At 63.7% G+C, this 15,179-nt stretch carries 13 protein-coding genes; 7 read left to right on the top strand and 6 right to left on the bottom strand.

Translation table 11 applies throughout. The features are described 5' to 3' along the window. Window positions 1-99: 99 nt before the first annotated feature. From MKK62_RS10965 to MKK62_RS10955, 3 genes are all read left to right on the top strand, one after another. Window positions 100-1,995, top strand: a complete 1,896-nt coding sequence (locus MKK62_RS10965; protein ID WP_240261052.1) for a phospholipase D-like domain-containing protein — start codon at window positions 100-102, stop codon at window positions 1,993-1,995. A 46-nt stretch (window positions 1,996-2,041) separates the two neighbouring features. Then, window positions 2,042-2,419 (top strand): hypothetical protein, encoded by a 378-nt coding sequence (locus MKK62_RS10960; RefSeq protein ID WP_240261053.1) that lies wholly within the window; start codon window positions 2,042-2,044, stop codon window positions 2,417-2,419. Window positions 2,420-2,495: 76 nt separating this feature from the next. Next, entirely contained in the window at window positions 2,496-3,998 is a 1,503-nt protein-coding gene (locus MKK62_RS10955; protein WP_240261054.1) for an alkaline phosphatase family protein, read from the top strand. A gap of 19 nt (window positions 3,999-4,017) precedes the next feature. On the opposite strand, the gene MKK62_RS10950 is transcribed toward MKK62_RS10955, so the two are convergent. Together MKK62_RS10950 and MKK62_RS10945 are read right to left on the bottom strand one after the other, a co-directional pair. Further along, window positions 4,018-4,323: a protealysin inhibitor emfourin gene (locus tag MKK62_RS10950; protein ID WP_240261055.1), complete on the bottom strand. Its 306-nt coding sequence runs from the start codon at window positions 4,321-4,323 to the stop codon at window positions 4,018-4,020. A gap of 26 nt (window positions 4,324-4,349) precedes the next feature. Next, a complete protein-coding gene (locus MKK62_RS10945) occupies window positions 4,350-5,399 on the bottom strand; it encodes a M4 family metallopeptidase (protein ID WP_240261056.1) in 1,050 nt (349 codons plus the stop codon). Between the two features lie 284 nt (window positions 5,400-5,683). On the opposite strand from MKK62_RS10945, the gene MKK62_RS10940 reads away from it, so the two are divergent. Further along, complete coding sequence (locus MKK62_RS10940) at window positions 5,684-6,520, top strand: DUF5995 family protein (RefSeq protein ID WP_240261057.1); 837 nt, start codon at window positions 5,684-5,686, stop codon at window positions 6,518-6,520. Window positions 6,521-6,701: 181 nt separating this feature from the next. On the opposite strand, the gene MKK62_RS10935 is transcribed toward MKK62_RS10940, so the two are convergent. The 3 genes from MKK62_RS10935 to MKK62_RS10925 all read right to left on the bottom strand — a co-directional run bounded on the left by MKK62_RS10935 (window position 6,702) and on the right by MKK62_RS10925 (window position 9,777). After that, the gene (locus tag MKK62_RS10935; protein ID WP_260060481.1) at window positions 6,702-8,114 is read right to left on the bottom strand and encodes a M64 family metallopeptidase; all 1,413 of its coding nucleotides are present in this window, start codon (window positions 8,112-8,114) and stop codon (window positions 6,702-6,704) included. Between the two features lie 104 nt (window positions 8,115-8,218). After that, entirely contained in the window at window positions 8,219-9,226 is a 1,008-nt protein-coding gene (locus MKK62_RS10930; protein ID WP_240261059.1) for a hypothetical protein, read from the bottom strand. A 224-nt stretch (window positions 9,227-9,450) separates the two neighbouring features. Further along, window positions 9,451-9,777, bottom strand: coding sequence for a hypothetical protein (locus tag MKK62_RS10925; protein ID WP_240261060.1), 327 nt, complete (start codon window positions 9,775-9,777; stop codon window positions 9,451-9,453). Between the two features lie 304 nt (window positions 9,778-10,081). Here MKK62_RS10925 and MKK62_RS10920 point away from each other — a divergent pair, with 304 nt between their 5' ends. From MKK62_RS10920 to MKK62_RS10910, 3 genes are all read left to right on the top strand, one after another. Then, window positions 10,082-10,279 carry a hypothetical protein gene (locus MKK62_RS10920; protein WP_240261061.1) on the top strand — a complete coding sequence of 66 codons (198 nt, stop codon included), beginning with the start codon at window positions 10,082-10,084 and terminating at the stop codon, window positions 10,277-10,279. A gap of 81 nt (window positions 10,280-10,360) precedes the next feature. After that, complete coding sequence (locus MKK62_RS10915; RefSeq protein ID WP_240261062.1) at window positions 10,361-10,867, top strand: ATP-binding protein; 507 nt, start codon at window positions 10,361-10,363, stop codon at window positions 10,865-10,867. Window positions 10,868-10,876: 9 nt separating this feature from the next. Continuing rightward, the gene (locus MKK62_RS10910; protein WP_240261063.1) at window positions 10,877-13,012 is read left to right on the top strand and encodes a LuxR family transcriptional regulator; all 2,136 of its coding nucleotides are present in this window, start codon (window positions 10,877-10,879) and stop codon (window positions 13,010-13,012) included. A 43-nt stretch (window positions 13,013-13,055) separates the two neighbouring features. Here the strand turns inward: MKK62_RS10910 and MKK62_RS10905 are convergent, their stop codons facing one another. Continuing rightward, entirely contained in the window at window positions 13,056-14,897 is a 1,842-nt protein-coding gene (locus tag MKK62_RS10905) for a serine hydrolase (protein WP_240261064.1), read from the bottom strand. Between the last annotated feature and the right edge of the window lie 282 nt (window positions 14,898-15,179).

Here is a 15,179-nt window from a genome sequence, read left to right as displayed (position 1 = left end):
GTAGTCCTGAACGGGCGAGCGCAGGATGTCGGGGAGTAGCTCACCACGTGTCGGCGGCCCGGATCGCGGGCGCACCGCGTTATGGAAGGGGTCAAGCTCATGTCGGTTGTGCGGGCGAACAACAACGTGATCGTGGTCAGCGCCTACGGCGGTGACGCCAAGACGCTGCTGGCATTCGACCTTGTTGCCGAGTCGGCGCGAACCGGGCTGGCGGGCTTCACGATTGAGGTGCACCCGCCGGGCGGCCCGTCGTACTTTGTCGAGAATAACCTGCGGCTGGCGGACCCGTCCAAGCACGTCCAGGTCGCCGGCGAGTCCGCCTTTTCGAGCGTGAACGCGCCGATCCACAAGTTCCGCTGGGTGCATGTGCCCGGTCTGGTGCACCAAGGCGGGACCCCGGTGTTCGGCGCCTACACCTATGTGGTGACACCGCGGTATTTCTCTGCCGCCGGGGTGTTGCAGGCTTTGGACAGCTCGACCAGCGTGTCGGTGAACGTCGACGTCGGACCGTTCATCAAAGGGGCGCTACGCGTTGCCTTCACCCGCGGCTACGTTCAATCGCAGGCTTTCGTCCGGCATTTCGGCCCGTCAGCGCACATCCGTCCGGCCGGTGACGATTTGATCTTCGATACATCAGCCCCCGCCGGGACTAACACCGCCGGGCACAGTTTCACCTACGCCCAGGAGTACGACTGGATGGGATTCACCGCGCGTGAGCAGGTGTTCGACATTCTGCGCGAGGTGGACGCCGACCCGTCGTTGCGCCTCGACGTATTCGCCTACGACCTCAACGAGCCCGACGTGTGCGCCCTGCTGCTCAAGCTGGGGAAGACCCACCCGGTGCGAATCATCCTCGATGATGCCAAGCTGCACCACACCACCGACAATCCCACCCCTGAGGACCATTTCGAGCAGAAATTCAACGCAGAGGCCGGTCGGGACGCGGCGATCAAGCGCGGTCACTTCGGCCGCTACGCCCACGACAAGGTTTTCATCGTCACCGATCAGCAGGGGCCGCGCTCGGTGCTGACCGGCTCCACGAACTTCTCGGTGACCGGACTGTACGTCAACGCCAACCATGTCTTGGTGTTTGACGACCGCCAGGTCGCCAACACCTACGCCGATGTCTTCGCCGAGGCTTGGAAGACTGATGTCAAGACCGCGCCGTTCGCCGCGTCGAAGTGGGCGGCGGGACCGATCACTTTCGGCGGGAACGGTCAGGCCCTGCCGAGCACCTCGATTACCTTCTCGCCGCATTCTGCGCAGGTCGCACAGACGATCCTGACCGGTCTGGTCGATCGCATCAACAGTGAAGGAGCGGTTACCGGCACCCCCGTCGGGACGGTGTTCTTCGCGGTCATGGAGCTCAACGGTGCGAGCGCCAATCCGGTCTACACCGCCCTGAACGCGGTGCACAGCGACCCAAATACGTTCAGCTTCGGCATATCTGACGCGCCCGGGGGCGTGTCGTTGTATCCGGTCGGCGCGAAAACCGGTGTGCTGGTGACTGGTAAACCCGGGACGACGACGCTTCCGCCGCCGTTCAACCAGGTACCCGGCATCGCCGGCCACGAGATCCACCACAAATTCGTGGTGTGCGGCTTTAATGGGGTAGACCCGGTGGTGTACTGCGGATCGTCAAACCTGGCGCTGGGCGGCGAACAAGCCAACGGTGACAACCTGTTGGCGATCCATGACGCCGACGTCGCCACCGCGTTCACCATCGAGGCGCTGCTGCTGGTCGATCACTACAACTTCTTGGACAGCGTCGGCAAGAAGGCGACGTCCACTGGGGCGCCGGCGGGACCTCCCCAAGCTGACCGTCAGGCGGCTGCGGTAGCCGCCGGCTGGTTCCTGGGCACCACCGATCAGTGGGCTGAGAAGTACTTCGATCCCAACGATCTGCATTCCGTGGATCGGCGGCTCTTCGGCGACGGCCCGGCCGTCCCAGCGACCGCCACAGCTTCGAGCGTCAGCCGATCCGGCCCCGCTTAAGCGATCCACCTGTACCACCCAACCGGCAAACAGAGGACGAAAACACATGCATCCGGTGACCTGGCTCGACAAGCCCGAAGACCACGACTTTCCCGCCGCCGCTGACTATCTGGACCTGCTAGCCGACGCGCAGACCGTCGCGAACCTGACGGACCGACTGCGCGGCGGTACTGTCGTGCACAAGAAAGCGAAAGACCTGCTGCGGGCGGCGCAGCTTCCGCTGCTGCCTGAGGACAACCCGCACGTCGCGGCAGATCTAGCCAAAGTCAAGAAACGCAAGGCGCTTTCGCCGATCTTGGGGGTGCGCGGCGACCTGCACAGCGGGTGCGCGTTGCAAATCGCCGACGGCTACCACCGCGTCTGCGCCAGCTATCACATCGACGAAAACACCGATATCCCGGTCATTCTCGCCGCCCGCAGTTGACCACTATCGCAGCTATACAAATTGCCGGCGCGAGCTGCGCCGCGAACAATTACCACCACGATGAAAGGCGGTAAAGATGGCTGGGCTTGACTCCATTGACCACGTAATCGTGCTAATGCTGGAGAACCGTTCGTTCGACCACATGCTGGGCTACCTCTACCCCAAACGCGCCGACTTCGATGGACTCGACGGCACGGAGTCCAACCGCGACGCCGCCGGTCACTCGGTGTCCGTCTTTCCGGTCACGCCAGACAAGGAGAATGCCTACTACTACCCGTTGGCCAACCCTGCCGAGGGGTTCACCGCGACCAACGAGCAACTGTTCAACTCCCCCGTTTCCCCCGCAGATGGGAAAGCGACCAACGGCGGCTTCGTGACCAGCTTCGCCGCCGAGCTCGCCCATCCCGCCCATCCGCTCGACCCCAAACTTGTTGGGGCCGAATCATCCTCGATCATGGGCATGTATTCGCCGGAAACGCTGCCTGTGCTGTCCGGGCTGGCCAAAGGCTTCGCCGTCTGTGACCGCTGGTTCGCGTCGGTGCCGACGCAGACTTTTCCCAACCGGGCCTTCGCGGTTGCCGGTACGTCGCTGGGCTACGTCGACAACTCCGCGCGCGGCGTACCGGCGTTCGATACACCGTCGGTGTTCGGCCGGCTCTCCGACGCCGGCCAGACCTGGAAGATCTACGGCTACTCCGGCCGTCCCCTGACCGCCAACGACTATCCCGACACCGTGAAGCCCGGCCCGGGATGCACGGTGGAAGCGGGGTTTGAGAAGTTCCAAAACGACGCGGCCAGTGGGCAGTTGGCGGCGCTGAGCTACCTCGAACCCGAATGGGCGAAGTATTCCCGCCGCAAGGGCGCGCACAGCAACGACCACAATTTTCAGGTGCAGAACGATCAGCATCCCGTGTCGAACCTAGCGGTGGGCGAAAAGTTCATCTACGACGTCTACACGGCGCTGCGCGGCAACCGGGCAATCTGGGAGAAGAGCTTGCTGATCATCACGTACGACGAGCACGGCGGCAACTATGACCATGTGGCCCCCGAGACCGGCGCCACCCCGCCTGACGACATCGTCGGCGCGTCAGGCTTCGACTTCACCCGCTTCGGAGTCCGCGTCCCGGCGGTCATCGTCTCCCCGCTGATTCCCCCTGGAACCATCCTGCGCGCCCCGGCCGGCGGCCCACCGTACGACCACACGTCGATCATCGCGACCCTGCGAGCCCGCTTCCATCTGGGCGCGCTCGGCAAGCGGGACGCTGTCGCGCCGCATCTGGGCCCCATCCTCACCCTGCCCCAGCCGCGCACCGACGACCCTCTATCCGGCGTCACGGTGCCTACAGCCGCCAATCCCGTTCTGCAGCCGGGATCCCCGTCGATCGGGGAGGCCCCTAGCTCGTTCCTCGAGGCGAAGGCGATCGCCGCAGCCCAGCTGCCCGTGGCCGCCGAGCCGATCGAGAACCCGGAGCAGACCGTCGCCGCACTCTCCACCGCCGCAGAGCAATATGCCTTCATCCAAAATCGGCTCCACGCTTGGGAAGCGGCCGGCAAACCGCTGAACAACGTATCTAGCTGAGGTCGCGGACCCCGTTGCTTCAGCGGGGCGGGGCTGGAAAGGCTCGCTCGGTTAACGCGGCGAGTAGTGGCCTGACCGTGCTGGGAACCTGAGACTCATGCCACCGGCAGGTTCGGGTACGGGCGCCGTCGCTGAGGGTCAACTCGTAGCTGAACCCGTCCGGTGCCGCGACTGATGAGTCCTCGACGGCGGGGCCGTTAGCGAGGAGATCGGCGATGAGTGCGCTGTCTCCGGGAGCCAGCTCTTGACTGTCGACGCTCGCCGCCATGTCGATGCCCGCCAGTCCGCCCGACCTGCGGTAGTCGATCCGGACTGGAGCGGACATGTTGGCAGTTTAGATGGCTTCCAGGGTCAGCGGACTGGGACTTTGACGTCGTCCCAGCCGGCGCTGACAGCGTCGGCTTCGGCGCTGGTCGCGCCGTAGCGGATGCGCGCCTGATTGAGGGTCACGGCGGCGAACGCGGCGAAGGTCGCGTTGGGTTGCAAGCGAGGGTTGGTCAACGCGTCGTACCAGATGGTGCCCGCCGTCTTCCACGCTGGGCCTCCGAGTTTGCTCGCCACGACGTAGAACGCGCGGTTAGGGATTCCCGAGTTGATGTGAACACCGCCGTTATCAGAGGTGGTCTGCACGTAGTGGTCCATATCCGCGGGCTGGTTGTCATGCGGGTTAGCGGTACCGGGAGCCTTCATCGATCGCAACGACGGCTTCAGCAATGACCCGACAATGTCGGCGCCGATCAGCCAATCAGCCTGCGCAGCAGTCTGATTGAGGTGATATTGCTTGATCAGCGAACCGAACACATCCGAGATTGATTCGTTGAGAGCACCGGATTGCCCGGAATACACGAGGTTGGCGGTGTGCTGCGTGACGCCGTGGGTGAGCTCGTGTCCGATGACGTCGAGGCCCTTGGTCGTGTCGGTAAGCAGCCGACCATCACCGTCGCCGAAAAACATCTGGCTCTGGCCATCCCAGAACGCGTTGTCGTACTTACTTCCGAAGTGGACCAGACCGGAAATCGTCATGCCCTGCCCGTCAATAGAGTCGCGCGCGAACACATCCCAATAGAATTGATAGGTAGAACCGAAGTTGTCGTATGCGGCGTTCACTGAAGCATCGGCGACTGGAGGGTCGCCTTCAGAGCGAGCCAGCGTCCCCGCAACCCTGTCTGACGAGTTGTTCTGGTCGTAAATCATCCGATGCGGTGCGCCGCCGGCCGGAACGGCCGCCAGCGCGGCCTGAGAAACGCCCGTCTGCCGTGCGGCGACCTCCGCGCGAGATTGGCGGAAACTATGGTCGTACTCGATCGTTGATAAGATCGCCTGGAGATCCTCCGGCGCCGCATCTCGCGCCACCGACACCAGCAGGTCGGGAGAAAGAATGCAGTTCAACGGCTTTCGCATGGCACCTTCTCGATTCTTCATCACTGAAAACTCAGTTGGTATTGACAAGGGATTGCCGGTCGGCCATCAGTTGACCGAGACGATGGATACGCGCGGACGGGTGGCCCGCTCGATATTGAAGGCCTGGCACAACTCAAATCTCTGACTATTACGGCATTTCCACGTGTGAACGCTATCGGGCTGCGGCGAATTCGGCATGAGTAGTTCACTACTCGATTCAGAATGACCACCCGCAATGTGTTGAGTTAGGGTCGAGGGCAAGGTGTTTCGGGCATACTTGCGATATGGCGACGACAGCGGCAGTGCTTCCCCCGATCCCGACGGTCACGACGATCGACGAGGTCGTCGACGCGATCGAGTCGATCATTGATTGGTCCATCTCGCAATCGAGCCGGCTGGGGTATTTCGCCGCGATGTACAAGCGGATCACGATCGCGATTGGCGCCGCAGTGTCGCAAGGCATGTTCGAGGACGGGCCGCGGTTGCAGCGCTTCGACGCCATCTTCGCGACGCGCTACTTCGACGCACTCAATGGGCTTTTCCATCCCGCCAAATTCCCAGCGCCGACGCGTTCCTGGCACGCCACGTTCGACGCGGCAATTCGGCCGGAACCAATCATCGCTCAGCACTTGTTGGCGGGCGTGAATGCACATATCGACCTCGACCTCGGCATCGCCGCTCGGTCGACGGCACCCGGAGCCGATCTGCCGGCATTGCACAACGACTTCAACACCGTCAACGCCGTCTTAGCCAGCCAGGTCCGCGGGGTGGTCACCCAACTCGATGAGGTGTCACCGGTGCTGGCCGACATCTACCATGTCCTGAGCGACAACGAGATATTCGTCATCAACGAGGTCGTCAAGAATTTGCGCGACAGCGCATGGACATTCGCCGAAGTCCTCAACCTCGAACCGAAAATCGCGCGGCCGATCACGATTTCGGCTCGCGATCTCCAAGTGTCTGCGCAAGGGGATCTGATCTACGATCCGCCCGGATTGATCGGTCTGCTCAGGCAGGCAGTCGCCGCCATTGCGGCGCGCGAGAGCCGAGATGTGGTCGCCAACATCCGAGCGCTCGATGAGATCGCGGCGACTCCCGCGCCGATCACGTCAGAGTTGTGAGGGCCACGGTAATCGACATGAGCGCGCTGCAGCCAGCAGCGTAGGGCTGTTTCCTCGGCGCGGCGCTCAGTCCCGAAAGAGCTATCAGCAGGGCGGCCTAGCTAGGCGTTCTCGTGATCGCCACGGCCATCTTCTGCGCAAACCCACTCTAGGACTGATGATCACGGGTCCCGTTCGTCGGTTACGTCGCAGTGGAGCGGATGATACGCAGCAGCGAATCGGGCAACGATGCCTCAGCTATACGGTTGGTCCCACCGACCTTCGTGGCCTTCAGCTCAGGCTGCTCGTGCAACTCCAGCGCTCCTAGCTGGTTCGGGTGCGGAGCGACTAGCGGGACAGGGCTGTCCAACTTGACGACGTTCAGGCTCAAACTCGACGGGTCGATGCCCCGAATTTCGCGAGTCGGAACCCGCACCACCAGATCGTATGCCTCCGGGAGATAGACGTGATGCTCGCTCGGGCCGCCTGGCCCCGGCTCGCTGAACGATCGACTGATCCCAGCGTCTGGGTGCGACGCCACCGAAACACGGCGGTCACCCACCCACAACTCGGTAACCAGACCAGCAGTCAGGGTGTCTGGCTCGACCAGAGCCCCCGGCACTTCGCGGGCGTCGGTGATCTGCGGCTCCCCGCGATCCATCCGGACCAACATCCGGACATAGGTTTCGCCTGCGGCCACGTCGGCTACCTCCTGACCGGTGAGACCGCGAGGAGCGATCTGACTAGACATCGTTGAAGCACAGACCGGGCAGAAGGCTGGGTCATTACTGCGCATCCGACAGTCCACTACGGGTCGGTAGATACCCGTAGTGAACGATCCGCCGCCACCCTCGAATAGTCCGACGTCTTGATTGTCATCCCAGCCTGCGGGTTTGGGTGCGGTGTAGTCATCGCCGCCAGTGGGGATCGGGACACCAGCGTGCAGGAACGGCGCCCATTTCAAAGTTTGCCGGTTCGTGTTTTTGGTGAGGTTGGGCGCCGTAGGTTCACCGTCGGTGTAGGTCTTCGAGTCCTGGTGGTACTCGTCCCCAAGGCCGCCCAGCGCGTGCCCCAACTCATGGGCGAATGTGGACCAGGTCACTCCCAGCGGCAAGGTCGCCACACCGCCTCCCCCGCAACCACCGAACCCGGGGTTGTTGAGCAAAACGATGACCTCACGGTGATCAGGAGCCCAGATCGACAGGACCTTATTCAACCGCTCTTGGGTTTGCGGGCCGAATTCCACCCAGCAGTGCGCCCAGTCGCCGTTGTAATAAGCACCCAATGCCGTGTTTCGATCGACTTGACTGGTGACTTTTCCCGCGGCGTTATAGGTCTTGGTGCCGACACCCGAATCGATCGACACCAGGTTTATCCGCAACAGGTTGAACGCCGATTTGTGCGTGGCGTAGAAGTCGTGGGTAAACATCCCGCTGGTCAGCAGATTGTCCACCGCCGTATTGAAGGCAGCCTGATCATTGGCCGCGAACCCGTCGCCGACCACCACGACGGTAACCTTCGCGCCTAGGCCGCCGTTCTTGAACAGAATCTGCAACGAGTCGCCCATCCACGGCACCGTTGCCTCCCCCGCGGCCGACCGCATCCATCGCCGCATGCTTGCCGTATGCGCCGCGTGCATTGGCCCGCGGACCCCGCCGACAAGGTGCTTACTAGTGGTAAAAGCTCTGGCACTGAGCATTTCGGTTTCCTTCGCGCTCGTCACCGTGGACTAACGAAGACGCGAACCATGCCGCGACCCGATTCCAGCGACGTCAGCGCCTTACCGATCACTGCGCCGAATGCCCGGGTGTTCTCGGTGGCCCGCTGACAATGCCCGGGGGTAATCGAGGTCGTCAGTAGATCTCCCGGTCGGATCGATGCCCTTGCTGCCTCGGCGTAGCACCACACGGTCCCCATCAGTGCCACCGGCGCGCTGTTGGCATGACGGTCCAGGACGATTGCCGGCTTGACGCCACGGGCCCCGGAGACGATCCCGGCTACCGCCGTGTCGTATTCCTTTCTGCACGGACGTAATTCGCCGTTGGTGTCGAACACCACCACCACACCAGGCGCCACTTCGTCGTCGGTAGTGGTCAGGGCCTCGGCGTAGTCCGCGCCCTGCAGGATGACGTCTCCGGTGACCACTACGTTGCCGTCGAACCATCCGGCTGGTCCACCTCCCTTGCTGTACCCGGCGACCGCCGCGGAACCAGAATGGCTTTCACCGTGCACACCTTCGCCGCCGTGTGGACCGCCGATACCCCACAGACCCGGCCCGTTATTGGTGTTGTAGCCGGCCACGGCGGCATAACCAGAATGGCTTTCGCCGTGCACACCTTCACCTGCGGTCGCGCCACCAATACCCCAGACGCCAGGACCAGTGCTCTTGTTGTAACCGGCCACCGCGGCGTAACCGGAATTGCTCTCGCCGTGCACACCTTCACCTGCGGTCGCGCCACCAATACCCCAGACGCCAGGACCAGTGCTCTTGTTGTAGCCACCGACCCCTGCCCACCCGGAGTGGCTGACTCCGTTGACACCTTCCCCGCCCTTGGGCCCGCCGATGCCCGCCACTCCATGCCAGCTGGCCGTGTTCTCGCCAAGGACACCGGCCGCTGCGCTTTTCCCGTATACACCAACACCAGCCTGCGGAGTGGTGTTGGTGTTGGTCCCAGTGACGCCCGCTTGGAAAGCTGCGTCGGACGTTCCCGTCAGTGGATTGCTCATCGCGATTTGCCCTTTCCCATGTCGAGTTTGTGGAGCGCGATAACCGTTTCCTCGAAACACTCGCGCATTCGAATTCTCGAATGAACGACTGGGAAGTGCGTAGGTAGACGACTACCCAATTTGTCGGCTCCGGTCGAAGATGCCATTGAACTCACCCGTCGACACGGGGTCAGTTTTCAGGCGACGCCGACATCCCGCCCACCGCGTCTGCCGGTGCTGAATCGTCAGTCAATGAGCTGCGTCCGCACGATGTCTTCGCGTACCGTGTTGCGGGCTTGTTCTGCTGCACCCGCATCGGGAGAAAAGGCGCTGACCGAGACCCAGGTGTTGCCCTGTTGCGGGACGGCCGTCACCTGGACGATGACTTCGCCTTTACGGCCGACAATCATGTAGTCACCGTCGCCTTGGCCAAAAATCTCATATCCGCGCCGGCGGAACGAGTCTTGTCCGAACGACAAGCATGTGCCCCAGTTGTTCGGTTTGGTGAAAGATCCCCATTGAGCGTTCATTTCGTCGTCCTGTTCTGTCTTCGGTGTAAGCGTCGAGCCCAAATGAACTGCGCTACCAATGCACGCTAAATATCATTGCCGCCGGCAGCGCGAGTAGCCCACTACCCGATTTCCGCAGGGGTAGCCCCAGCTTTGGGTGGCCGCGCAGTGAGGGGCGGACTATCGGGCAGACCAGCTGTCGAGATTTCTGGCGGATATGCCTGCGCCTCAACGGATTTTCAGCCAACTGCTGCGAAACGGAAGAGACCGGCTAATCGCCCGGCCGACCCCGGCACTTACCCTTCCCGATCAAGGCGGGTAACCGACTACTCGACTCCGAACGCCGTGGCGGGTCGACAATAAGTCCATGGTCGGTGATGTCATCGATGCGTACGAGGCGGCACTGCGCAGACTGCCCGAGGCTCATTCGCTGGCGCTGCGATTGACCGCTGCCGGGGTCGCTCCCGAGGTGGTGTGCGGGTACCTTCGCGTCGAGCCTGAGGGTCTGGACACGTTACTGCGGATCGCGGCGGAGAAGCTGTACGCGGAGCTACGCAAGGATTGATGTCCGGTTTGTCAGCCGAACGATCTACGCAAGCGGAAATTTCCTTCCCTCGCATAGCGATCTTGATCTACCATGTCCGCCATGTTGGCCTGGCCGCTGACGGGCCGCTCCGAGGAACTCGCCGTCATCGATGACGTGTTCCGCGCCGACGGATCCGACGCGGGTGTGGTAATCGCTGGCGCCGCGGGTGTAGGGAAGACGCGCCTGGCTCGCGAGGCGATGATGGCTGCCCGCGACCGCGGCTGGACGACCCGTTGGGCATCGGGAACGGCTGCCGCACAGTCGATCCCGCTCGGTGCATTTGCTCAATGGACCGATCGACTCGAGGGTGACCCTCTGCAGCTTGTCGCGGGTGCGATCACCGCAATCACCAGCTCGCCCGAGGATGCGCCAGTACTGGTAGTAGTCGACGACGCCCGTCTGCTCGACAACTTGTCCGCTTTCGTGCTGCTTCAACTCGTCCAGCGGCGCGCGGCCACGGTGATCGCCACCATCCGCAGCGGCGCGCCGGCACCTAGCGAAGTGACCGCATTGTGGAAAGACGCGCATCTGCGGCGCCTCGATTTACAACCGCTGTCGCACAACTAATCTGATGAATTGCTCGAAAAGGTTCTGGGCGGCCCGGTGTGCGGGACGTGCAGTGAACGGATGTGGGATCTGACGCGCGGCAACGTATTATTTCTGCGTCACCTGGTCACCCAGGAAAGCCACGCCGGACGTCTGGTCAGCCGCAATGGCCGCTGGCGGTGGGAAGGCACCATGCAGGTGTCCCCGTCGCTGGCCGATTTGGTGGATTCCCGCATTGGTGAGGCACCTGAGCCGGTGTTGCAGGTGCTCGACCTGGTCGCGGTGTCTGAGCCGCTAGAGCTGCCGTTGCTGACGTCGCTGGCCGATCCCTCTGCTATCGAGGACGCCGAGCGGCGCGGCCTCATCGCGGTGTCTCATGGCCCACCCAGTAGTGTTGCGCGCCTGGGACATCCGCTCTACGGCGAGGTTCGGCAGACGCACGCCGGCCGGGCGCGGCTAGAACGGCTGCGCGGCCGGGTAGCTCGCGCGATGTCCGCGGCCGCCGGCAGTCCCGGTGCGCCTGACCCGGTGCGGCTGGCGTTGTTGTGGCTGCAGTCGGATCTGGCGCCTGATCGCGAGTTGTTCGCGCAGGCCGCCCAGACGGCGTTCAACGGTTTGGATATGGCGCTCGCCGAGCGATTCGCCGCCGCCGCCGCGGCGGCCGGCGCCGGGGTGGACAGCGAGCTGTTGCGCGCTAATACGTTGACGTTGTTGAGCCGGGGCCGCGAGGCCGAAGAACTCCTTCGATCGATGTCCGAACGCGCACTGCCCGAGCCGACCTGGTCGACGGTGGTGACTCTTCGTAGCGTCAACCTGCTCTGGCAGCTCGGTCAATTGGAGAAATCCCGCACCGTCATCGACGACGCCATCGCCGGTGCGACGGAACTAGCTGCTCAGCGCCTGCTGGCGTTTCGGGCGGTGCAGCTCGCGGTCGAGGCACGTCCGGACGACGCGCTGCGAGTCTGCGAATCCGTCGAACGCGCCAATCTCGGGGCGTTGCCGACGTTGGTGATGACCTGGGCCTACATCATCACCCTCGGTGATCTCGGACGCCCTAGATCCGCCGCGGCCGTTGCCGCAGAGACGACTCCGCTCGCGGCGTCCTCACCAGGCACGGCCTATTACCAAGCAGTCATCCTGGTCTCCTACCTCACTGAGGCGTTTGTGCTCGGGGGATGCCTTGCCGATGCGCTCGACTTGTCGAACCGTACCTTTCGGCATTGCGTCGATGCGGCAGGCCGGACGCAGTCGTTCGCGGTCGCCGTCCGCGGCCGTACCGCGCTGGCTTACGGGGATCTGCGCACCGCAGTCGACTGTCTTCGGTCTGCGGTCGCCGATTTCGCGGACGACGATGACGGGGCCGCTTACACCTTCGGAATCGACTACGCCGAAGCGCTGGCGCGCGCAGGTGATGTCGAGGCCGGCAGCGAAGCGCTGGCCGAAATGCGCCGACGGCATCATCCCGCACACACTTACCGCGAGGCCGACAGCCTGGTGGCCAGCGCGTGGCTGCTGTCTGCACGGGGGTATACCTCGCAGGCCCGTGACCTGGCACTCCAGGCAGCAGACCTCGCCCAGGCACGCGGTCAGCATGCTCGCGAGGTGCTAAGTCTGCAAGCCGCTATCCAATTCGGTGAACAACGCGTTGCCGCGCGGTTGGCGCGCCTCGCCGAGGTGATGGACGCTCCTCGAGCGGCGGTAGTGGCTCGGTGGGCCGCCGCGGTGGGCGATCACTGTGGTGACGTGCTGCTGACGGTCTCACGCGATCTCGAGGCGATGGGTGACCGTATTGCCGCGGCCGACGCCGCCGCGCACGCCGCGCTGGCCTACCGCCGGGAGCAGCGGATCGGCCCGGGCCTGACCGCAAGCGGCCGCGCCGAGCGATTGATCAGCGAGTGTGGGGCCACCACCCCGGCGACTCGATCGGCTCGCATCTCCCTGCCGCTCACCGAACGCGAGCGAGAGATCGCTGTGCTGATTTCACAGGGTCTGTCCAACAACGAGATCGCCGAGGCCCTCACGCTGTCGGTGCGCACCATTGAGGGGCACATCTACCGGGCCTGCACCCGGGTGGAGGCAGCGGGCAGAACCCAATTGGCGGAGATGCTCGCGGAATTCACGCCGGGCCGCCAGCCGATACCGGCTCGGAACCTCCAGCAACACTGAGGTGAACACGGATCACGCCTCGCCGCTATCGGCGAAGTAGCGCTTAGGTAATGGCCGCGTCGACCTGTGCCTGAAGCTGTTCGACGGGGGAACCCTTCTTTCCGTTCGGGAGCGTCACCGGGTTGGTGCCTGGCCGCCAGGCGCGGGTGTTGATCGTCAGCGCGATGTCGAAGTCGCCGCGCGTCCACACGAACGTCGAAGCACCCGGGGTCGAGCCTTCCCGTGCGCTGTTCGCGCGCGGACCGTTGCCCCACGCGGCGTGCAGGTGCGCGAACTGCGCCAGCGCGTGCGCCGAGGCGCCCAATCCGTCGTTGCCCACACCCACTTCGTTGATCTCGCCGTCACCGCCGTACACCGCCGGCACAAGGTCCGAGACGGCTGGGTTGAGGACGTTCTGACCGATACCGGGGTCCTCGGCGATCGCCTCTCCGCTGTTGCGACCCGCAGCGGCAGTGGAGATGACTTCGACTTCGGTGATCCCGGCCGGGTCGAGCAGGGTTTTCTTCAGATACGTCCAGTAGTCGCCAGTACCGCCGTGCTTGTCGACCAGCGCAGCAAGCATCAGGTAGCCGAAGTTGGAGTAGGCGTTGGTGGTGCCGGGGGCATGCTGCAGCGGTTGGCCGTACATGTATTTGCAGATGTCCAGCCTCGTCGGGTGCGTGATTCCAAGGCTGTTGGCGATCTGCCCCATCGAGTAGGTGGGGTCGAAGAAAGGCGAAATGCTGTCGTCGTAGCCCGATGTGTGATCGAGCAGCTCCTGCACCGTGATCTTGTCGTGGTCGGTGACGTGTCCGGGATTCGAGATGCCGAGCTTGGCGAACGCCGCGTCACCCGGGTGCAGGATGTTGGCGTCGTAGAGCGACTGAATTGCCGCTTCGCAGAACATCTTGCTGCAGCTGGCAAGCAGGAACCGGTCACTGGGCTGAGTGATCTTGTATCCCGGTTCGGCCCAGGTGTAGCCGCGGTTGAACACCGTGGTGCCGTTCTTGACGACGGCCACTTGGGCCGCCCGGACCGCCTGCTTCTGCATGAACGTCTGGAAGAGGTGATCGACTTGTTGATACGCCGCGACCGGCTGCCCGGTAGCCGTCCATTGACGGGCTTGCGGCACATCGTTTTTGGCGAACACCGCCGCGTACCGCGTGTTGGCGCCGCTGCCGCCACCCTGCACGCAGATCGGGTACCGGCCCGCCTTCTTCTGACTGTCGAACTCGGTCTGATACTGGGCTGCGGGGAGGCCATGCCGGGCATACCAGCTGTCGACGACGTCGTCGCTGTACACCGAGCAGTAGGTCTGATCCTCGGACACCGCGACGTAGGCCGGCCGCCACGCGTTGAGCGTGTACCCCGGCAGCTGGGTGCACAGATCGAAGGTGTGTTGGTATGAGCCGACCGGATCACCCTGGTTCACCATCCATTTGACCCAGTCGGTGTTCGGCCACCACACGCCTGCGTAGAGCCGCGATCCGGCGTCACCGTAGATGGTCACCGAGTGCGGGCGCAGACCGCTGTTCATGGCCGAGTCGTTGACGGCTTGGAACTGGGTGGCGTTAAGGCCGTGGTGTGCTGACCATCCGGCGGCCACGCCTTTGGTCATCACTGCGGCGAAAATCGCGGACCCGCCTGAGCCGGTCGCGGACACCAGCGATGCGCCGAACCCGTTCTTGACGTTGGTGTTGAACCATGTTTGGTAGTCATTGCCGTTGACTCCGTGAATAGCCGACCACTGCGGCATCGGGCGGTTGACCCATACCGCCGCGTACTGCGCGTTGCCGGGATCGCCGTAGACGCTGAGCGAGATCATGCTGTAGCCGGCCTTGGACAGGTCGGTCACGTGCTGCTGGTGTGTCGCCGCGTTCACGCCGTGATACGCCTGAAACTCCATCTCCTTTGGCCCCTCTTCCGTTGCACGTCCGGTGCAGAGAATGTCCAGCCGGTCGACTGGGCGCACCTCGGTGGTGCGACGCCAGCTTCACCCCGGCGGGTCACGAAGTCGCGAGTAGCCGACTACTCGAAAAAACCCGGCGGGGAGAGTCCGCGCGTCTTGTGTCCGGCGTTCGCTTAAATGTCGGCCCGACAGAACGGCGCCACCCGCGATATCGCCAGCCCTCTGCTGCTACCAGGCCAGCACAGGGCAAACCGGAGAGTCGGGCTCGTCAGGCGAGTC

Source organism: Mycobacterium paraterrae (assembly GCF_022430545.2).
Taxonomy (GTDB): domain Bacteria; phylum Actinomycetota; class Actinomycetes; order Mycobacteriales; family Mycobacteriaceae; genus Mycobacterium; species Mycobacterium paraterrae.
Note: the sequence above shows the minus strand (reverse complement) of the source record. Positions and strands in the feature narration are given on the sequence as shown.

Excerpts from the sequence above, each read along its gene's own strand:
- MKK62_RS10965 (WP_240261052.1), top strand. The coding sequence starts at position 100 with ATGTCGGTTGTGCGGGCGAACAACAACGTGATCGTGGTCAGCGCCTAC.
- MKK62_RS10960 (WP_240261053.1), top strand. The coding sequence starts at position 2,042 with ATGCATCCGGTGACCTGGCTCGACAAGCCCGAAGACCACGACTTTCCC.
- MKK62_RS10955 (WP_240261054.1), top strand. The coding sequence starts at position 2,496 with ATGGCTGGGCTTGACTCCATTGACCACGTAATCGTGCTAATGCTGGAG.
- MKK62_RS10950 (WP_240261055.1), bottom strand. The coding sequence starts at position 4,323 with ATGTCCGCTCCAGTCCGGATCGACTACCGCAGGTCGGGCGGACTGGCG.
- MKK62_RS10945 (WP_240261056.1), bottom strand. The coding sequence starts at position 5,399 with ATGCGAAAGCCGTTGAACTGCATTCTTTCTCCCGACCTGCTGGTGTCG.
- MKK62_RS10940 (WP_240261057.1), top strand. The coding sequence starts at position 5,684 with ATGGCGACGACAGCGGCAGTGCTTCCCCCGATCCCGACGGTCACGACG.
- MKK62_RS10935 (WP_260060481.1), bottom strand. The coding sequence starts at position 8,114 with ATGCGGCGATGGATGCGGTCGGCCGCGGGGGAGGCAACGGTGCCGTGG.
- MKK62_RS10930 (WP_240261059.1), bottom strand. The coding sequence starts at position 9,226 with ATGAGCAATCCACTGACGGGAACGTCCGACGCAGCTTTCCAAGCGGGC.
- MKK62_RS10920 (WP_240261061.1), top strand. The coding sequence starts at position 10,082 with ATGGTCGGTGATGTCATCGATGCGTACGAGGCGGCACTGCGCAGACTG.
- MKK62_RS10915 (WP_240261062.1), top strand. The coding sequence starts at position 10,361 with ATGTTGGCCTGGCCGCTGACGGGCCGCTCCGAGGAACTCGCCGTCATC.
- MKK62_RS10905 (WP_240261064.1), bottom strand. The coding sequence starts at position 14,897 with ATGGAGTTTCAGGCGTATCACGGCGTGAACGCGGCGACACACCAGCAG.